The organism is Myxacorys chilensis (assembly GCF_059505265.1).
On the sequence record NZ_JCACKG010000305.1, the window covers coordinates 20,654 to 35,008 of the forward strand.

A 14,355-nucleotide genomic window follows, 5' to 3' on the forward strand; every position below is an offset into this window, starting at 1 on the left:
GTCGTGTGGTCTTGTCATGTGGTCTTCCATTGACGCTCAAATTTCTCAAGCAACCGGACGCTTGTTTGAAGCTCGCGATCGCAGTTCTGTCATAGGAGGCTGCATCAATCGAGGTTATCGCGTTTCTGATGGCAATCCTTCCGAGCTTGGCACCAATCGGGCGTTCTTTGTAAAACTCAATCGAGCCGATCAGGTTGCGATGTTTGAGGCGGAGGCGCTTGGTTTGCAGCAGATGCGGGAGACGCAGACAATTTTAGTCCCCCAACCCATCTGCTGGGGAGTGGCAGAGGGTTCGGCTTATCTGGTGCAAGAATGGTTGGATTTGGGTCGAGGTAGTAGCCAAGCCTGGACAGATATGGGACGGCAACTCGCCCAGCTTCATCAGGTTCAAACGGCGATCACGTTTGGATGGGAGCGAGACAACACGATCGGGTCTACGCCTCAGCTCAATCCCTGGACATCGGATTGGAGTGAATTTTTTACCCAGCATCGCATTGGCTATCAGATCCAGCTTGCCAATAAGCGAGGCGGACGGTTTCCCAAGCAAGACCGCTTACTTGCTTTCATTCCAAAACTGCTGGCCCAACACCAGCCCAACCCTTCGTTGGTCCACGGAGATTTATGGTCAGGGAATGCGGCAGTTACAGCGTCAGGGCAACCTACGATTTTTGATCCGGCGACCTATTGGGGCGATCGCGAAGTTGACCTCGCCATGACAGAACTATTTGGGGGATTTCCATCGGAGTTTTATGCAGGCTATAACGAGGTTTTTCCGGTAGATGCGGGATATCAGCAACGGAAGATTCTCTATAATCTCTACCATGTCCTCAATCATTACAACTTGTTTGGAGGCGGGTACGCCGCTCAAGCTAATCGAATGATGGAGCAGATCTTAAACGGTTAGGTTCGCTTGAGCGCCGCCCTTGACGCTCACAGCTATACCCTTGCTGTGACCAATCGCTCGAATTAACGTCACTGAGCCGAACCATATTTGGGCAGTTTGGCGAATAAACCTGGCTCACCAACGCCCAAACTAAACTCCGACCGACATCTAATCCTGTCTTCCAAGCAAATTCTCGATTACCAGGAATGCCTGGTTCTGGCGCGATCGCAGATTCTACCCAAATCCTATGAGAGCCGAGCAGAATTTGCGCTAACCACATTGCTCTTGGCAGATGGGTTTTAGAGGTAATTAGTTTTACATGACGAGCTTTCCACTGGCGGAGGGTTGGAATACTAAAGCAGAAATTGTCAAACGTCGATTGGGCACACTTCTCTAGCCAGATCTGTTCCATTGGCGCTTCAGCCTGCTCAAATATGGAGCGAATGCAAGGCTCAAGAGAACCTTGAGAAATTAAAATCGGCGTTGTGGGTGATTGCTTTGCTATGTGCGCGGCGGCGATCTCTCGCTGAACGCTGCCGCCCAATACCAATACCACATCTACAGGATGTGAAGCCGCCAACCAAAGCGAGAGCCAAACTGAGGCAAACCAGAGCAGTAATCCCGTCCCTAGCGCAGGAAGCAGTCTAAGGCGTTTCAGTCTGCTTTTTCGGAGTCTGAGCCGCTTGGGGAAGCGTGAAGATCGGTCGTCCTTTTTCATCAACTTTTTCCACTCCTCCCAGCGCTAAAATTTCTTGTTTTGCTCGCGCCTGAGTTTTGAGATCGCCCATTGCTCCGGCTTGCATGTACACAGCCGCCCATGCCTGAAAGCGAATCAGCTTGCTGTCTGGATCTGTCTTTAAGAACGTCGCTGACCCCGCAAAAACAGGGGCAAGATTTCGATATTCCTGCGTCTTAGCGCTCCAGTCAGCGGCCATTTCTAAAGACTGAATCGCTCCTGGAACATCTCCTAACAGCAACAGTTGATCGAGGGCGGCAAATCGCCAAACGACGAACGCCTTTGGGGTAATTTGCGGCGATAGCGCCTTCATTCCGCGTTGCATCAGAGTCAAGGCTTGTTCAGGTTGTCCGATCTGATGAGAAACTGTGCCCGATAGGAAGAGATAGGTGTCGGCAAAACGCGGGTCGCGCTGTGTGACAATATCAAAATACTTTGGGCTAAGAGAATAGTCCGTCTGCGATCGCGCCTCTTCATCTCCGTAGTACTGCAAAAAGTTGAGAAACGCCCAGTCTGCGATCAGATTGTCAAACCCGAAGCTCGGCGCTTTGCTCAATAGGTCTAACCGCAGCGATTCCTGTTTTTGCGCTTGCGTCGGATTTTCGACCCAAAGTGACGGTTTTTGAAGCTGTGTGCGTTGCATAGAAATGATCCCCGCGATCGCAGCCAGGGCGATCGCAGCCTGCAACCCAATGGTGATCCCAGCTTTGACAGCGGTAAGAACAGACGGCCTAACACTAAACTCCACAGGGCAACCTCGCAACAAATTGAATTAAATGAGGCAAATATTCTGATTAATATGCCCGGATTTGATGCAATTGTTGTGAAGACTGCAATCACCGTGTGCGATTTGCGTCAGATTGAGCTACATTACTCTTGCAGCCAAGACACTTTGTAAACTGTCCTGAAACTGTCACAATTCCTCCACGCCACCTGTGTACTCTGTTCATATTCTTCTCCGTCGAATTGCGGTCTTTTTTGCTCCGCACCCTTAATATTTTCGGTCATACTGATAGTCATAGTTCTAACCAAAGCAGTTAGATCTTCCAAACCTTTTGCAAGACTAACTAAATTTGCTAGAACATCTTGAATTCATCCGTATGTAGCTGTCCACCTTAAAATCAGCACCACCCTCAATGAATCGACCCTCGCTTCTCCAAGTAGCCCTCTGCAGTGGTGTAATCGCCGCTACAGCTACCACAACTCTGTTTGGTCCTGGTCGTTCGGTCCGCGCCGCACTGCAAGATAGCCCCAAGGCAATACTTGATGAGGCATGGCAGATCGTCAATCGCGAGTACGTAGACGGAACGTTTAACAAAAACAACTGGTCAACGATTCGTCAGGAGCTACTCAGCAAAAATTACACGTCTCGCCAGCAGGCCTACGATGCGCTGCGAGACGCTCTGAAAAAGCTGGACGACCCCTACACGCGCTTCATGGATCCAAAGCAGTTTGAATCGTTAAGCAGTCAGACTTCTGGGGAATTGTCTGGGGTTGGAATTCGGCTAGAACTGAACGAAAAGACAAAGGAATTAACCGTTGTCGAGCCGATCGAGAACTCCCCGGCGTTTAAGGGAGGCATTAAATCGGGCGATCGCATCTTGGCGATCAACGGCAAAGTCACAAAAGGAATGACCGTTGAAGATGCGTCAAACCTGATTCGTGGGGAAGTTGGAACTAAGGTGACGCTGAAGATTGGACGGAATGCCAGTGCATTCGATCTGCCCATTACGAGAGCAAGAATCGAATTGCAAGCCGTCCGCTATAGCCTCAAGCAAGAAGGCAAAAATCGAATTGGTTACATTCGATTGAACGAATTTAGCAGTCATGCCTCTACTCAAATGCGTCGGGCGATTCAGGATCTATCGACTCAGAAAGTCGATGGGTTTGTGCTAGATCTGCGCGGAAATCCGGGTGGTTTGCTGCAATCGAGCATCGAAATTAGCCGCATGTGGATGGATCGAGGCGCGATCGTTAAAACCGTGAATCGTCTGGGCGGTAGCGAAGAGTTTACGGCTCGCAATACGGCATTGACTAAGCTGCCGTTAGCCGTCTTGGTCAATGGTCAATCGGCAAGCTCTAGTGAAATTGTGACCGGAGCGCTCAAAGACAATAAACGTGCAACCATCATTGGTAGCCAAACCTTTGGAAAAGCGCTGGTGCAGTCTGTTCACTCCTTGTCGGATGGTTCTGGCTTAGCGGTAACGATCGCTCACTACTACACGCCTCTAGGAACCGACATTAGTCACAAAGGGGTGACGCCCGATGTCAAGATTGAATTATCTGAGGCGCAACAAAAATTCTTAGCGTCGAATCCTAAGCTAATTGGCACACCGCAAGACCCGCAGTATGCCCGTGCTATTTCTGTTATTCAGCGCACGGCATTAGCGAAGCCAGGGATGAAGCAGACTGCTCAACAAAGCTTAAACATCAAATAAGTCAGGTTGAGAGAAGCTTTAATCCCCTTCTTCTAGGTCTAGAGGAAGGGGATTTTTAGTGTTCGTCGTTTAGCTGTGTGACCAGGTGAACCAGTTCTGGAAGAATTAATTTTTCCATTGCCAGTCTCACAGCATTGGATGAACCGGGCACAGAAAAAACGAGTTTGCCTCCGTAAATGCCTGCGATCGCGCGTGAAGCGATCGCCCGTGAGGCAATTTCTTCGTAGCTCAGCATTCGAAAAAGCTCGCCAAATCCAGGCAGCGTTTTTTCGAGCAGACCTGCGATCGCGTCAAAGGTCGTATCTCTTGGCGCAATCCCAGTTCCACCGTTGAAAATTAGGGCTTCTAACGTTGAGTCCGCGCTCAAGGCAACGAGTTGAGCGCAGATTTGCTCCGGCTCGTCTTTGACCAGCGCATAATGAGCGATCGCATGACCTGCTTCCGTTAAAACCTGCTGAATGAGTTGACCACTGCGATCGGTGTCAGGCGTTCGAGTGTCGCTCACCGTAATCACGGCGCAGCAGATCGAGCGATCGGGCGCATCAGGATGAGGATGTGCCATTCCTTTAGCTAGATTTGGAGAAGCCTAGCTCGTTTTGCTCGGCGTAGCGTTCCATAAATCTCATAAATCGATCCCACTCTTCGACCGATCTCATAAGATAAAGCACTTCAAGCGCAGTCGGCTGTCCGTTGACAAATTTGGCATTGACTTCACGAGTGACGATTTCGCCTTCTTCGTCGATCATGTACATGCCTGTGATGCTGTCGGTGCTTGTCAGTTCCAAGGCTTTAGGTCTATCAAAATAGAATGTTGCCGTTCCGTTGCTGCCGTCTTTGGCACGGGTCAGACGCACATCAGGAATTACTTCTTCGTCAATGCCTTGAGAAAATTGGATTTTAGCCATAGTGGTGCGATCGCAATACGTTGTAAAGTCTATTCTCCCATCTCAGGGAACTTTACAAAACGTCATAATGGAAATTAGCATTGGCTAAATCGCCTGGAGAGCCGCACATTATAGACTTCCAGGCGATTTATATTTGTCTAGCTTCTTAACATTGAGCCACCGCCGCTTTAGACCGTTACGACATAAGGCGAATCGAGCGCAGCCACCCGTCCGTCTCGCACCAGAGTTTGATAAACCATTGCCGACACATCCGCGCGGCTGGCTTCTCGATTAGGATTAAACTGGCGTTGATTGGGGTAGTTCACAATGATGTCGGCTTGAGCTGCCGCCGCCACGCGATCTTGAAACGCGGATGGAATGGCAGTGCGATCGTCAAAAACCGCCAGCACGTTTGAACTGGCGGGTGTCAACCCGAACCCACTCACTAACGACAGCACCAATTGCAGGCGAGTTACATTCTGATTGGGCTTGAATGTTCCGTCAGGAAAACCAGAGATGAACCCTGCTCGGTAAGCTTGTTCAATGGCTCCTTTCGCCCAAAAATTCCCTGGAACATCCGAGAAGGTAGATGCCTGCCGTTTTGGGGTTGGGTTAAAGGCTTTGGCAAGAAGTGTGGCATATTGAGCGCGAGTCATGGGTGTGTCAGGCTTAAACGTTCCGTCTGCAAAACCTTGAATAAAGTTTTGACTGGAGAGACCAAGAATAAAATCCTTTGCCCAATGACTGCTGATGTCAACGAATGCTGTTGTTGATGTATCAGGATTGACAATGTAATTGGATGCGATCGCAGTTGCTTTATTGCTTGCTACCAAAGCTTGATAGATAAATGTCGTCACTTCAGCGCGAGTAATATCTTGCAACGGCTTTAGCTGAGCCACATTCGGATAATTCACCACTAAACGGCGCTGCGTTGCGGTTGCCACTTTATCTACGGCATAGCTCGGAATTTGCTCGCGATCGCGATATAGTCCCAAACTTGACGGAGTTCCACCACTTAACCCCAATCCATTCACCAGAGCAACCAAGGCTTGAACCCGCGTGATATTCAATCCTGGACGAAACGATCCATCCGGAAACCCAGTGATGAAGCCCATCCGGCTCGCTCGCCTGATCGCTTCATACGCCCAGTAGTTTTGCGGGACATCAGAGAAATTAGGAGCTTCCTGTTTGAACGGCAAATCAAAAGATTTGAACACGATCGCGGCAAATTCTGCACGGGTTAGAGGAGACTCAGGCTTAAACGTGCCGTCCGGGAAACCGCTAATTGATCCTCGGCTGATCAATCCTTGAACAAAGCTTTCTGCCCAGTGTCCGCGAACATCCGCTAATCCACCAGACGGAGTAGGCGTCGGGGTCGGTGTAGGAATAGGGGTTGGAGTCGGGACGGGAATCGGAGTTGGAGAGGGACTAGGAGTAGGGGTCGGACTGGGAGTGGGCGTTGGGATCGGTGTAGGAGTAGGGGTCGGAACTTGACTAACCAATAGATCTACAGGGCCAGAAATTTTGGCAGGGTTGAGTTGATTACCGACAGAAGCGATCGTAATCGGTGGATTTGTTGCGTTCTGAAGGTCAAACTCGCCGTTATCTCTCAAAATATTCCCGCCCGGATCTTGAGGACTGCCTAAGTTTGGCACTGAACTTTCTACCGCCACTAAGCCACTCTCAGTACTTTTTTCGATGATGTTGTTGCGTAAAACTGGACGGGCAGATCGAGAGAGGACAATACCATTGCGGTTCTCAGAAATGCGATTGTCGATCAGCAGTGGAGCGGCATTATCACCGATCGCAAATCCATATCCGGTGTTCTGACAGACGTTGCGCCGAAATTCTCCCTTCGTGTTGCGGACGATCGACACTCCGTTAGCGTCGTTTCTAATAAATACGCAATCCACCACGATCGGATTAGCGCTGCCTGTTGCAAACACACCTTCTCGCTTGCATTCAGTGAAGGTGCAGCCTGCGATCGTGGGAGCCGTCGATTCCATCCAAGCCCCAGTTCCACGCGTGTTGGGATTCGTCACCGTAACCCCACGCAACTGGGCATTCGTTTCCATCCGAAACGTCACATTTTGTCCGGCGAAAGTTGGGCTGGCATAGATTCCGCCGCCCTTAACTAGAATGCCGTTCCCCTTAGCTGATTCATTGCCAACTACCGTGACACCGCTCGGAATTACCAACGGAAACACTTCGCCACTCGATACATCGTAGGTTCCGGGCGCAAGCTGAATACTGCCAGATCTAGCTTGTTGAAGCGCACGGGCAATCGTTTTGAAGGGCGCAGCCTGAGTTCCTGCGGCACTATCATTACCGCTGGCTGAATTGACATAAAGGGCAGATGACGGGGACTGTACCATAACTCAAACGTTCCGAATATACGATGTTCTACACAGAAATGTTCTACACAAAGGTTGCTGAACCTGTCTCAGCCGCAAACAAGGAGTGAAAATCCTTTACAACCCAGCATTCACAAGTTCCTCATGATACTGAGCGCTACTGAGATAGCACCGCTTTGGCAATATCTTTTTACCTGTAAAAATTGAATTTGTCTCATCAAATTTGTCTCTAGCCACGGTCGGACTCTTAAAGCCACAGCTATTATGAGAAGGAACCGATGGGCGATGAGCTAAACCCATGATTTCTAAATCATGCGATTTCTAAATCATGAATCGTTAACCTATGGATCTTTAACCTACCTAGAGAGACACCTTATGGTCATGGTAGTTGTAGTCATTAACCTGACGATCGCGCTGTTGGGCTTCTACCTGGCTTGGCGAGTTTGGCGGCTACGTCAAGCATTCTCTCAAGCTGCTGATGCTCTAACGGTGGCAGAGCGCAATACTCACCGGGTTCTGCATAAAGCACCTGAAGCGATTTTACGAGGGCAACTTAGCACTCAAGAACTGCGTCGAACCTACCAGCAACTCCAGCCCAAGGTTCGTCAAGCGAAACAAGCGCTGGCTCTGCTTAACCTGAGTCAAACCCTATTAACCCGTGGGCTGCTGCCTCGCCGTATTAGAAAATCTGCTGGAAGACGGAGGTATCGAAGCTAGGCCGTTTGGATCTGGCAGAATAAGATAAGCTCCATGAAGTAGGTTTGCACCCAGAAGCACAATTTGGCTGAGTTAAGGAAGGAAACGGGATATGTCAAACAATCGGTCTGGAGCGTTTTTAGGAGGCATGATTGTGGGTGCCGCGATCGGCGCGATCGCTGGAATACTGGCGACCCCTCGAACGGGGGAAGAGACGCGGCAACTGCTCAAAAAATCGGCAGATGCCCTTCCTGACTTAGCGGAAGATTTATCTACCACCGTTCAACTTCAAGCCGATCGCTTGTCTGAAACAGCAATGCGAAACTGGGACGGAACATTAGGACGCTTGCGAGAAGCCATTTCAGCAGGCGTCGAAGCCACTCGTGAAGACCAGTTGCTCAATCGCGATGCTGAGCGAAAATCTGACTCTCAACCTCCCCTGCGCGATCGTTTGCGGTAGGCACATGCTGGTGATTGATCCCATCTTTTGGCTAGGATTATCTATTCTTTTAGTGGCAGTTAGCCTTACGGCTGTCCTCATCGTCGCTGTGCCTGCGCTGCAAGAACTCGGCAGGGCGGCTCGCAGCGCTGAGAAACTATTTGACACACTTAATCGAGAGTTGCCGCCGACATTAGAAGCAATGCGGTTAACGGGTCTAGAGGTGAGCGAGTTGACCGATGATATGAGTCAGGGCGTTCAGAGTGCGGGGCAAGTGGTCAAGCAAGTTGATCAGAGTATTACCGGGGTAAAACAGCAGGTTCAGAAGGCTCAAGTGACTAGCCGGAGTGTTTTGGCAGGAGTAAAAACGGCGTGGCGTACCTTTACTCAAGCGCCAGGGACAAGTGCTTCCCAGTCTCGCCGCGCCGAATTCTCTAGCGATCCTTCGGAGCTTGGCAAAGACAATCGCAACTCACCCCGCTTACCCTCAAGTCGTTCTGAGTTAATTAGAGAAACGCAACGTTCTTCTCAACGAGAGCGTTATCAAAATGATTCTGATTTTGAGCCGCCTTACCTAGAACTAGAGGACTACGACGATTTAGACGAGCTAGTAGATGAGCCACTAGAGGAGCAATTGCTTCAAGTTGAGCAGAATTTGAATAATGGAAATTATGGGATTTCTGAAAATCAAGGCTCGGTTCGTTCTCCCGATCGCCAACCTGCCCAGCGAGAGAATGAGTATTAGAGCGAGCAGCGCACTCTAACTGCTTCTAAAATTCTTGAGCTGCAACTTCAGCATCCGGTGAGCGAGAACGAGAGGAAAGGAGTTTATAGAATTACTTTTAACAGAGGGTGTCCTTGGTGGGACGCCCTTCTTGTTTTTCAACCTTTCACCTCTCGTACCCGATCTGTTAATTCCTGTAATATTTGTAATATTAGAGTATGGTTAACAAATGTAACGAATGGTAAGCTAAAAGACATCACATTTTAGTAATCCTGTTCAGGCTTTTATTTTGTTTATTGATGGTTCTTCTAAGGTCATCGTGAAGCAACAACTAATGCAAAACTTATGGGCACGCCGTTTGATCCAAGGACTTGCGGCTTTTCTGGTTCTTATTTCTGTTTGGTCGATCGCACCTGCGGCTCAGGCTTTCAACAACCCGGACTTGTTACCGGACAAGCCCACAAACGTTATTGATTTAGCCAATGCTCTAACCTCGATTCAAGAAGAGAACCTCTCTAAAAACCTGTCTGAGTTTGAAGCAGAAACAGGTTGGAAGTTGCGGGTTCTGACTCAGTTCGATCGCACTCCTGGAAGGGCAGTTAAGGAATTCTGGGGACTTGATGACAAGAGTGTCATGCTGGTTGCAGATTCGCGGGGCGGCAACATTTTAAACTTCAGCGTTGGAGATGATCTCTATCCATTACTGTCTCGAACCTTCTGGATTGAGTTGCAAACTCGATTTGGAAATCAGTTCTTTGTGCGGGAGCATGGCGAAGACCAGTCTATTATTCAAGCTCTCGAATCGGTACAAGGCTGTTTGCGGCAAGGCGGATGTAACGTTGTTCCAGGATTGCCAAGAGAGCAGTGGGTTTTAACCCTAATCACTTCAACACTAGGCGGTGTGATTTTCGGATTTGCAGGAATGCCTCGTAAAGAAGGTCAAGTCTTTGCTTGGCAGTGGGCGCTGATCTTTTCGCCGTTGTGGGGAATTTTATTTCTCGCATTTGGCATTGGCCCGGTTGTCACCCGAACGTCTGAATGGCTGCCGTTAGTTCGTAATATTTCAGGATTTGCGATCGGGGCACTGGTTGCCTTTCTAGCGCCGACGATTAACCGCGCTCCAACCCCTGATGTTTGAGGTTAATGGGCGCTTAAAAATAATGTTGTAATGTCAGAGGCGCGATCACTTCCCAAGCGATCGCGCCTCTAATGTTTTGGAGCAATTGCTTTTTTTGAAGCAATTACTGGCCTAAACTCCGTTTTAGCGATCGGACAAGCTGTTGAGCTTGAGCATAGGAATCGGTTCCCGGCGGAACTTTTTCTGCTGACGCGATCGCGCCTAACATATCGAAATCTGCTTGACTGCGGGCAGCTACATACATTTGCTGACTCAGTTGATTCATAAACGCCTGAGCTTGACCCCGGATCGAGCTTGTCGCAGGCACACTGTCAGCTAACCGGATGGCGTTAGCGTAGTCATCGATCGTGCCTCCATTCGCTGCCTTACGAGCGGTTTCTAATGTTTGTTGATCCGCCTGTATTTCTTGACTTTGAATCGATTGGGGATCTTGCGACAATCCATTTACGCCCGAAGCAGACGCGATTGGAGCCTCACTCGGAGGAGGGGCGGCTAGCGCCCGCTCTTGCTCTTCAATTTTCCGGATCTGCCGCCGCCATTGCTGCCGTCGATCCTGAGCTTCGGCAAAGAGCGCCCGTCCAGAACCGATGCGATCGATTTGGGAGATCGCGTTCTCAAGCGATGCCAAATCTCCTGCACCTGCCAGTTGTTCGGCTCGCTCTATAATTGGGCGGTCTTGTTTGGTCTGTACATCCGTAGTCAGTTGATTGACGAGTTTTTGGGCTTCAGCAGAGCGAGGATTTGAGCTAGGGATCTGAGCGGCATTTGCGATCGCAGCCTGCAAATCTTCCGGGCGACCTGACTGAGCTAACTCTCTAGCCCGGTCAAGTTGTGCCAAATCGCCTTTTTCTAGCTGCCAGCGCTCAATCAACAGTTGCGCTTGCGCATGAAGCGGACGACCTGCGGCAATGCCTTGAGCCGTTGCGATCGCAGAATCAAAGTCAGCTGCATTACCGCTCCATGTTCTAGATTGAGCGATCGCAAGCTTTTCAAAATCCTCAGCTTCCTTTTGTAACTTGGCGGCTGCCGGAATCTGCTTCACGATGTCTAATGCGCCATTCAAATCTCGTTGCTTAATCGTTGCTTCGGCTAACTCAAACAGCTTGTGCCCTGTTTTTGCCAGCACCTCTTGAGCCGCTTGATAGACATAGCTTTTGTCCTGCACTTCAGACGCCAGCTTAATTGCTTCCTGAAGGCTCTTCAAGCCTCCTTGATCGAGTAAATCTTTCGCCTTTGCCAGTTTTGCAATATCGTCGCGAGTAATAGAAATTTTCTCAGCTAATTCCTGATACTTGGTAGTCTGCCAGAATACGTTGTCAATCGACAACAGCCGAGATGCATTCGTCGATGCCTGACGCCAGTTCTCTGCGCGGAGTGCGTCTTCTGCACCCCGATAAATGGTTTCAGCTTTTGCCCAAATGCCTTGCCATCGCTTAATTCTTCCCTCTACTTCAGCCCGTACAATAGACTGCTGAGGAACCTTCTTCGCGGTATTAATGGCCTCGTCTAGTTTTCCAGCATTAAATGCTTCTTCACCCAGATCGAGAATGTCTTTTGACCACAGCCCGATCATGCGCGTCGCTTCGTCATATAGCGGATGATCCGGCGACAACGTGTGGAGCAGACTGATCGCTTCTAATAGATCGTTTGCTGTCCGTTTTCCGGCGGCAAGCTGAGCGCAATGCAGGCGCAACGAGCCAGAGGCAAGGGGCCAAAAAATAGAGGGACAGTTAGGGACAGCAGGCAACTTTAGCAAAAATCCGATCGAGAGTGCTGTTAATCCTCCTGTAACGGCTAAACTAATCGTGACCGGAATTCTCCAATCGCTGGTTAGCCACTTCCGAGCCGTATCAGACGCAGTTCCAAATTGGTTGCCCCAGTGAGTTAGTTTCATTTGAATGGCGTGACCAGAAGCCTTTGAGTCTAATAGCGGCTGAGTCGATTCTGACTCAGAACGCACGTTCCGTCGCGAATTCCCTTGCCTTAATGAGCGTCGGTCTGACGATTTTGGAATCCGATTTGGAACACCGCGATTTCTGGTCATAATTTATCAGTAACGGCAGTTTATTGCCCTGGTTTTGATACAACCGTGCAATAGATGCGATCCTACTCTGCATCCCAAAAAAATCCAACTTGATTTCTCGACTTAATCATCTTTTCAAAAAAATTTAAATCTGTCTTGGGATAGAAGAAGAGAGGTTATAAGAGCGCCTAAAGCGTTTCCTAGGGTTACGGAACTACTGCTCAGCTTTAATGTGATGTTGTATGGAAATGCACTTAATTCCATCTTTACAAGAACGATGCGATCGTTCAACCACAGGTCTACAACACGACTAACGCTTCTGAGGGATTATGATACTGCGAATTCTGTTCGTTATCGTCTTCTAGTTTTCTGTCTCCCCTGTCCCTAGTATCATGAGATTCGCATACTTATCGGGACACTCTCTATGGAAGCATTGCCAGCAGCACTCCAACAGTTGCAAGGAAAAGTCGCGATCGTTACCGGAGCATCACGAGGTATCGGACGTGCAACGGCTCTAGCTCTTGCAGCAGAAGGCGCACAGGTAGTTGTGAATTACGCAAGTTCGAGCGGTGCGGCAGAGAGCGTTGTAGAAGAAATTACGGCGATGGGCGGGCAAGCGATCGCGATCGCCGCTGATGTCTCGAAAGCCGATCAAGTCGATGCTTTAATCAATACCACGATGGAGAAGTGGGGAAGAATTGATGTTTTAGTCAATAACGCAGGCATCACTCGCGATACCCTGTTGCTCCGCATGAAGCCCGAAGAATGGCAAGCCGTGATCGATCTGAACTTAACGGGCGTGTTTTTATGTACGAAAGCCGTCAGCAAAATTATGCTGAAGCAGCGCTCGGGTCGCATCGTTAACATCACATCAGTTGCTGGCCAAATGGGTAATGCTGGACAGGCAAATTACAGTGCTGCGAAAGCAGGAGTGATTGGATTTACTAAAACGGTGGCAAGAGAACTTGCGAGTCGCGGCATTACCGTAAATGCGGTCGCTCCAGGATTCATTTCGACCGACATGACTGCCGACTTAAAGGCGGAAGGCATTCTAAACCTGATTCCGCTCAATCGCTACGGTCAGCCTGAAGAGGTGGCCGGAATGATTCAATTTTTAGCAGCGGCTCCAGCAGCGGGTTACATCACAGGACAAGTGCTAAATGTAGATGGCGGTATGGTGATGGCGTAGATGCAAAGGCAGGTCTTTGACCCGCATCGCAAGGAGGGATGAAACAGCCGATTTTAGAGGTTTCAAGGTTCTCTTTAAAGTTAAAGCTGAAACTCTCTTTCATCCCTCATCCCTCATCCCTCATCCCTTTCACCACCCACACCGAACAAGGCGCATCTGCCACAATCTGGCTACTCACTGAGCCAAGCACAATTCTCTGCATTCCTGTTAATCCCCGGCTACCAATGATAATTAGATCCACCCTGTAGATATTTGCTAATCGCAAAATTTCCTCGATCGGATCACCCGTAACTATCTCGATATCGCTTTCATAGGGCAGTTGTTGTTGATAGGCCTGTAGCTGTTTCTCTATTTGAGCGTAAGGAAAATTTTCTAAGTCCGCTTGAGGGCGATCGGCACTGATCTCTACTTCGCTTTCAATTGCTGGCACAATATGCGATAAGACAACCTTCGTACTGGGCTGAAGCTGGAGGTGTTGCAATGTTTCAAGCAGTTGATCTGAAAGAGCGTTCGTCGTAGTCGGCTCTGCCAAGCGCTGATGGAGTGATGTAGGACGAGACTCTGAAGCGGTTAGGGCAGAGCGCGACTCCGGAGAAACCGCAGCATCCGCATGAATATCCAAAGCAATCAAAATGGTATTTAGCATTTGCCCTTTCCCTGCGTCGCGCCTTGATTTGCTGATCCTGTCTAGTGCCAACAGTTGAACTCTTGATTTGACTCTACACCAGTCTTTAGAAGTTCAAGCGACTAGATCGCTATTGGACCCATCATCTTGCATCAAATCACCTACATATACCGGTCGTGTTCTAGACGTGTGGAGCGATAGCTAAATGGGTAATCCAAATTCGTAC

General features: G+C 49.4%; 14 protein-coding genes. 7 read left to right on the top strand and 7 right to left on the bottom strand.

The window, feature by feature from the left end:
• Window positions 1–16 precede the first annotated feature (16 nt).
• On the top strand, window positions 17–904 hold the full coding sequence (locus tag AC5JLB_RS30310) for a fructosamine kinase family protein (protein ID WP_495877536.1): 888 nt from the start codon (window positions 17–19) through the stop codon (window positions 902–904).
• Here AC5JLB_RS30310 and AC5JLB_RS30315 read toward each other — a convergent pair.
• On the bottom strand, window positions 870–1,601 hold the full coding sequence (locus tag AC5JLB_RS30315) for a YdcF family protein (protein ID WP_495877537.1): 732 nt from the start codon (window positions 1,599–1,601) through the stop codon (window positions 870–872). The genes AC5JLB_RS30310 and AC5JLB_RS30315 overlap by 35 nt on opposite strands.
• Entirely contained in the window at window positions 1,528–2,367 is an 840-nt protein-coding gene (locus tag AC5JLB_RS30320) for a hypothetical protein (RefSeq protein WP_495877538.1), read from the bottom strand. The genes AC5JLB_RS30315 and AC5JLB_RS30320 overlap by 74 nt, the downstream gene beginning before the upstream one ends.
• A gap of 388 nt (window positions 2,368–2,755) precedes the next feature.
• On the opposite strand from AC5JLB_RS30320, the gene ctpB reads away from it, so the two are divergent.
• Window positions 2,756–4,057 carry a carboxyl-terminal processing protease CtpB gene (gene ctpB, locus AC5JLB_RS30325; RefSeq protein WP_495877539.1) on the top strand — a complete coding sequence of 434 codons (1,302 nt, stop codon included), beginning with the start codon at window positions 2,756–2,758 and terminating at the stop codon, window positions 4,055–4,057.
• A gap of 55 nt (window positions 4,058–4,112) precedes the next feature.
• On the opposite strand, the gene AC5JLB_RS30330 is transcribed toward ctpB, so the two are convergent.
• The 3 genes from AC5JLB_RS30330 to AC5JLB_RS30340 all read right to left on the bottom strand — a co-directional run bounded on the left by AC5JLB_RS30330 (window position 4,113) and on the right by AC5JLB_RS30340 (window position 7,316).
• Entirely contained in the window at window positions 4,113–4,619 is a 507-nt protein-coding gene (locus AC5JLB_RS30330) for a MogA/MoaB family molybdenum cofactor biosynthesis protein (protein WP_495877540.1), read from the bottom strand.
• Between the two features lie 4 nt (window positions 4,620–4,623).
• A complete protein-coding gene (gene psb28 / locus AC5JLB_RS30335; RefSeq protein ID WP_495877541.1) occupies window positions 4,624–4,962 on the bottom strand; it encodes a photosystem II reaction center protein Psb28 in 339 nt (112 codons plus the stop codon).
• Window positions 4,963–5,129: 167 nt separating this feature from the next.
• Window positions 5,130–7,316, bottom strand: a complete 2,187-nt coding sequence (locus tag AC5JLB_RS30340) for an S-layer homology domain-containing protein (RefSeq protein WP_495877542.1) — start codon at window positions 7,314–7,316, stop codon at window positions 5,130–5,132.
• Window positions 7,317–7,670: 354 nt separating this feature from the next.
• Here AC5JLB_RS30340 and AC5JLB_RS30345 point away from each other — a divergent pair, with 354 nt between their 5' ends.
• From AC5JLB_RS30345 to AC5JLB_RS30360, 4 genes are all read left to right on the top strand, one after another.
• Window positions 7,671–8,012, top strand: coding sequence for a hypothetical protein (locus AC5JLB_RS30345; protein ID WP_495877543.1), 342 nt, complete (start codon window positions 7,671–7,673; stop codon window positions 8,010–8,012).
• 91 nt (window positions 8,013–8,103) lie between these two features.
• Window positions 8,104–8,451, top strand: coding sequence for a YtxH domain-containing protein (locus AC5JLB_RS30350; protein WP_495877544.1), 348 nt, complete (start codon window positions 8,104–8,106; stop codon window positions 8,449–8,451).
• A complete protein-coding gene (locus AC5JLB_RS30355) occupies window positions 8,399–9,175 on the top strand; it encodes a hypothetical protein (RefSeq protein ID WP_495877545.1) in 777 nt (258 codons plus the stop codon). The genes AC5JLB_RS30350 and AC5JLB_RS30355 overlap by 53 nt, the downstream gene beginning before the upstream one ends.
• A 298-nt stretch (window positions 9,176–9,473) precedes the next feature.
• Entirely contained in the window at window positions 9,474–10,292 is an 819-nt protein-coding gene (locus tag AC5JLB_RS30360) for a TPM domain-containing protein (RefSeq protein WP_495877546.1), read from the top strand.
• Window positions 10,293–10,395: 103 nt separating this feature from the next.
• On the opposite strand, the gene AC5JLB_RS30365 is transcribed toward AC5JLB_RS30360, so the two are convergent.
• Window positions 10,396–12,186: a hypothetical protein gene (locus AC5JLB_RS30365; protein WP_495877547.1), complete on the bottom strand. Its 1,791-nt coding sequence runs from the start codon at window positions 12,184–12,186 to the stop codon at window positions 10,396–10,398.
• A gap of 553 nt (window positions 12,187–12,739) precedes the next feature.
• On the opposite strand from AC5JLB_RS30365, the gene fabG reads away from it, so the two are divergent.
• On the top strand, window positions 12,740–13,504 hold the full coding sequence (gene fabG / locus AC5JLB_RS30370; protein ID WP_495877548.1) for a 3-oxoacyl-[acyl-carrier-protein] reductase: 765 nt from the start codon (window positions 12,740–12,742) through the stop codon (window positions 13,502–13,504).
• Window positions 13,505–13,610: 106 nt separating this feature from the next.
• Here the strand turns inward: fabG and AC5JLB_RS30375 are convergent, their stop codons facing one another.
• A complete protein-coding gene (locus AC5JLB_RS30375) occupies window positions 13,611–14,150 on the bottom strand; it encodes a universal stress protein (RefSeq protein ID WP_495877549.1) in 540 nt (179 codons plus the stop codon).
• Window positions 14,151–14,355 lie beyond the last annotated feature (205 nt).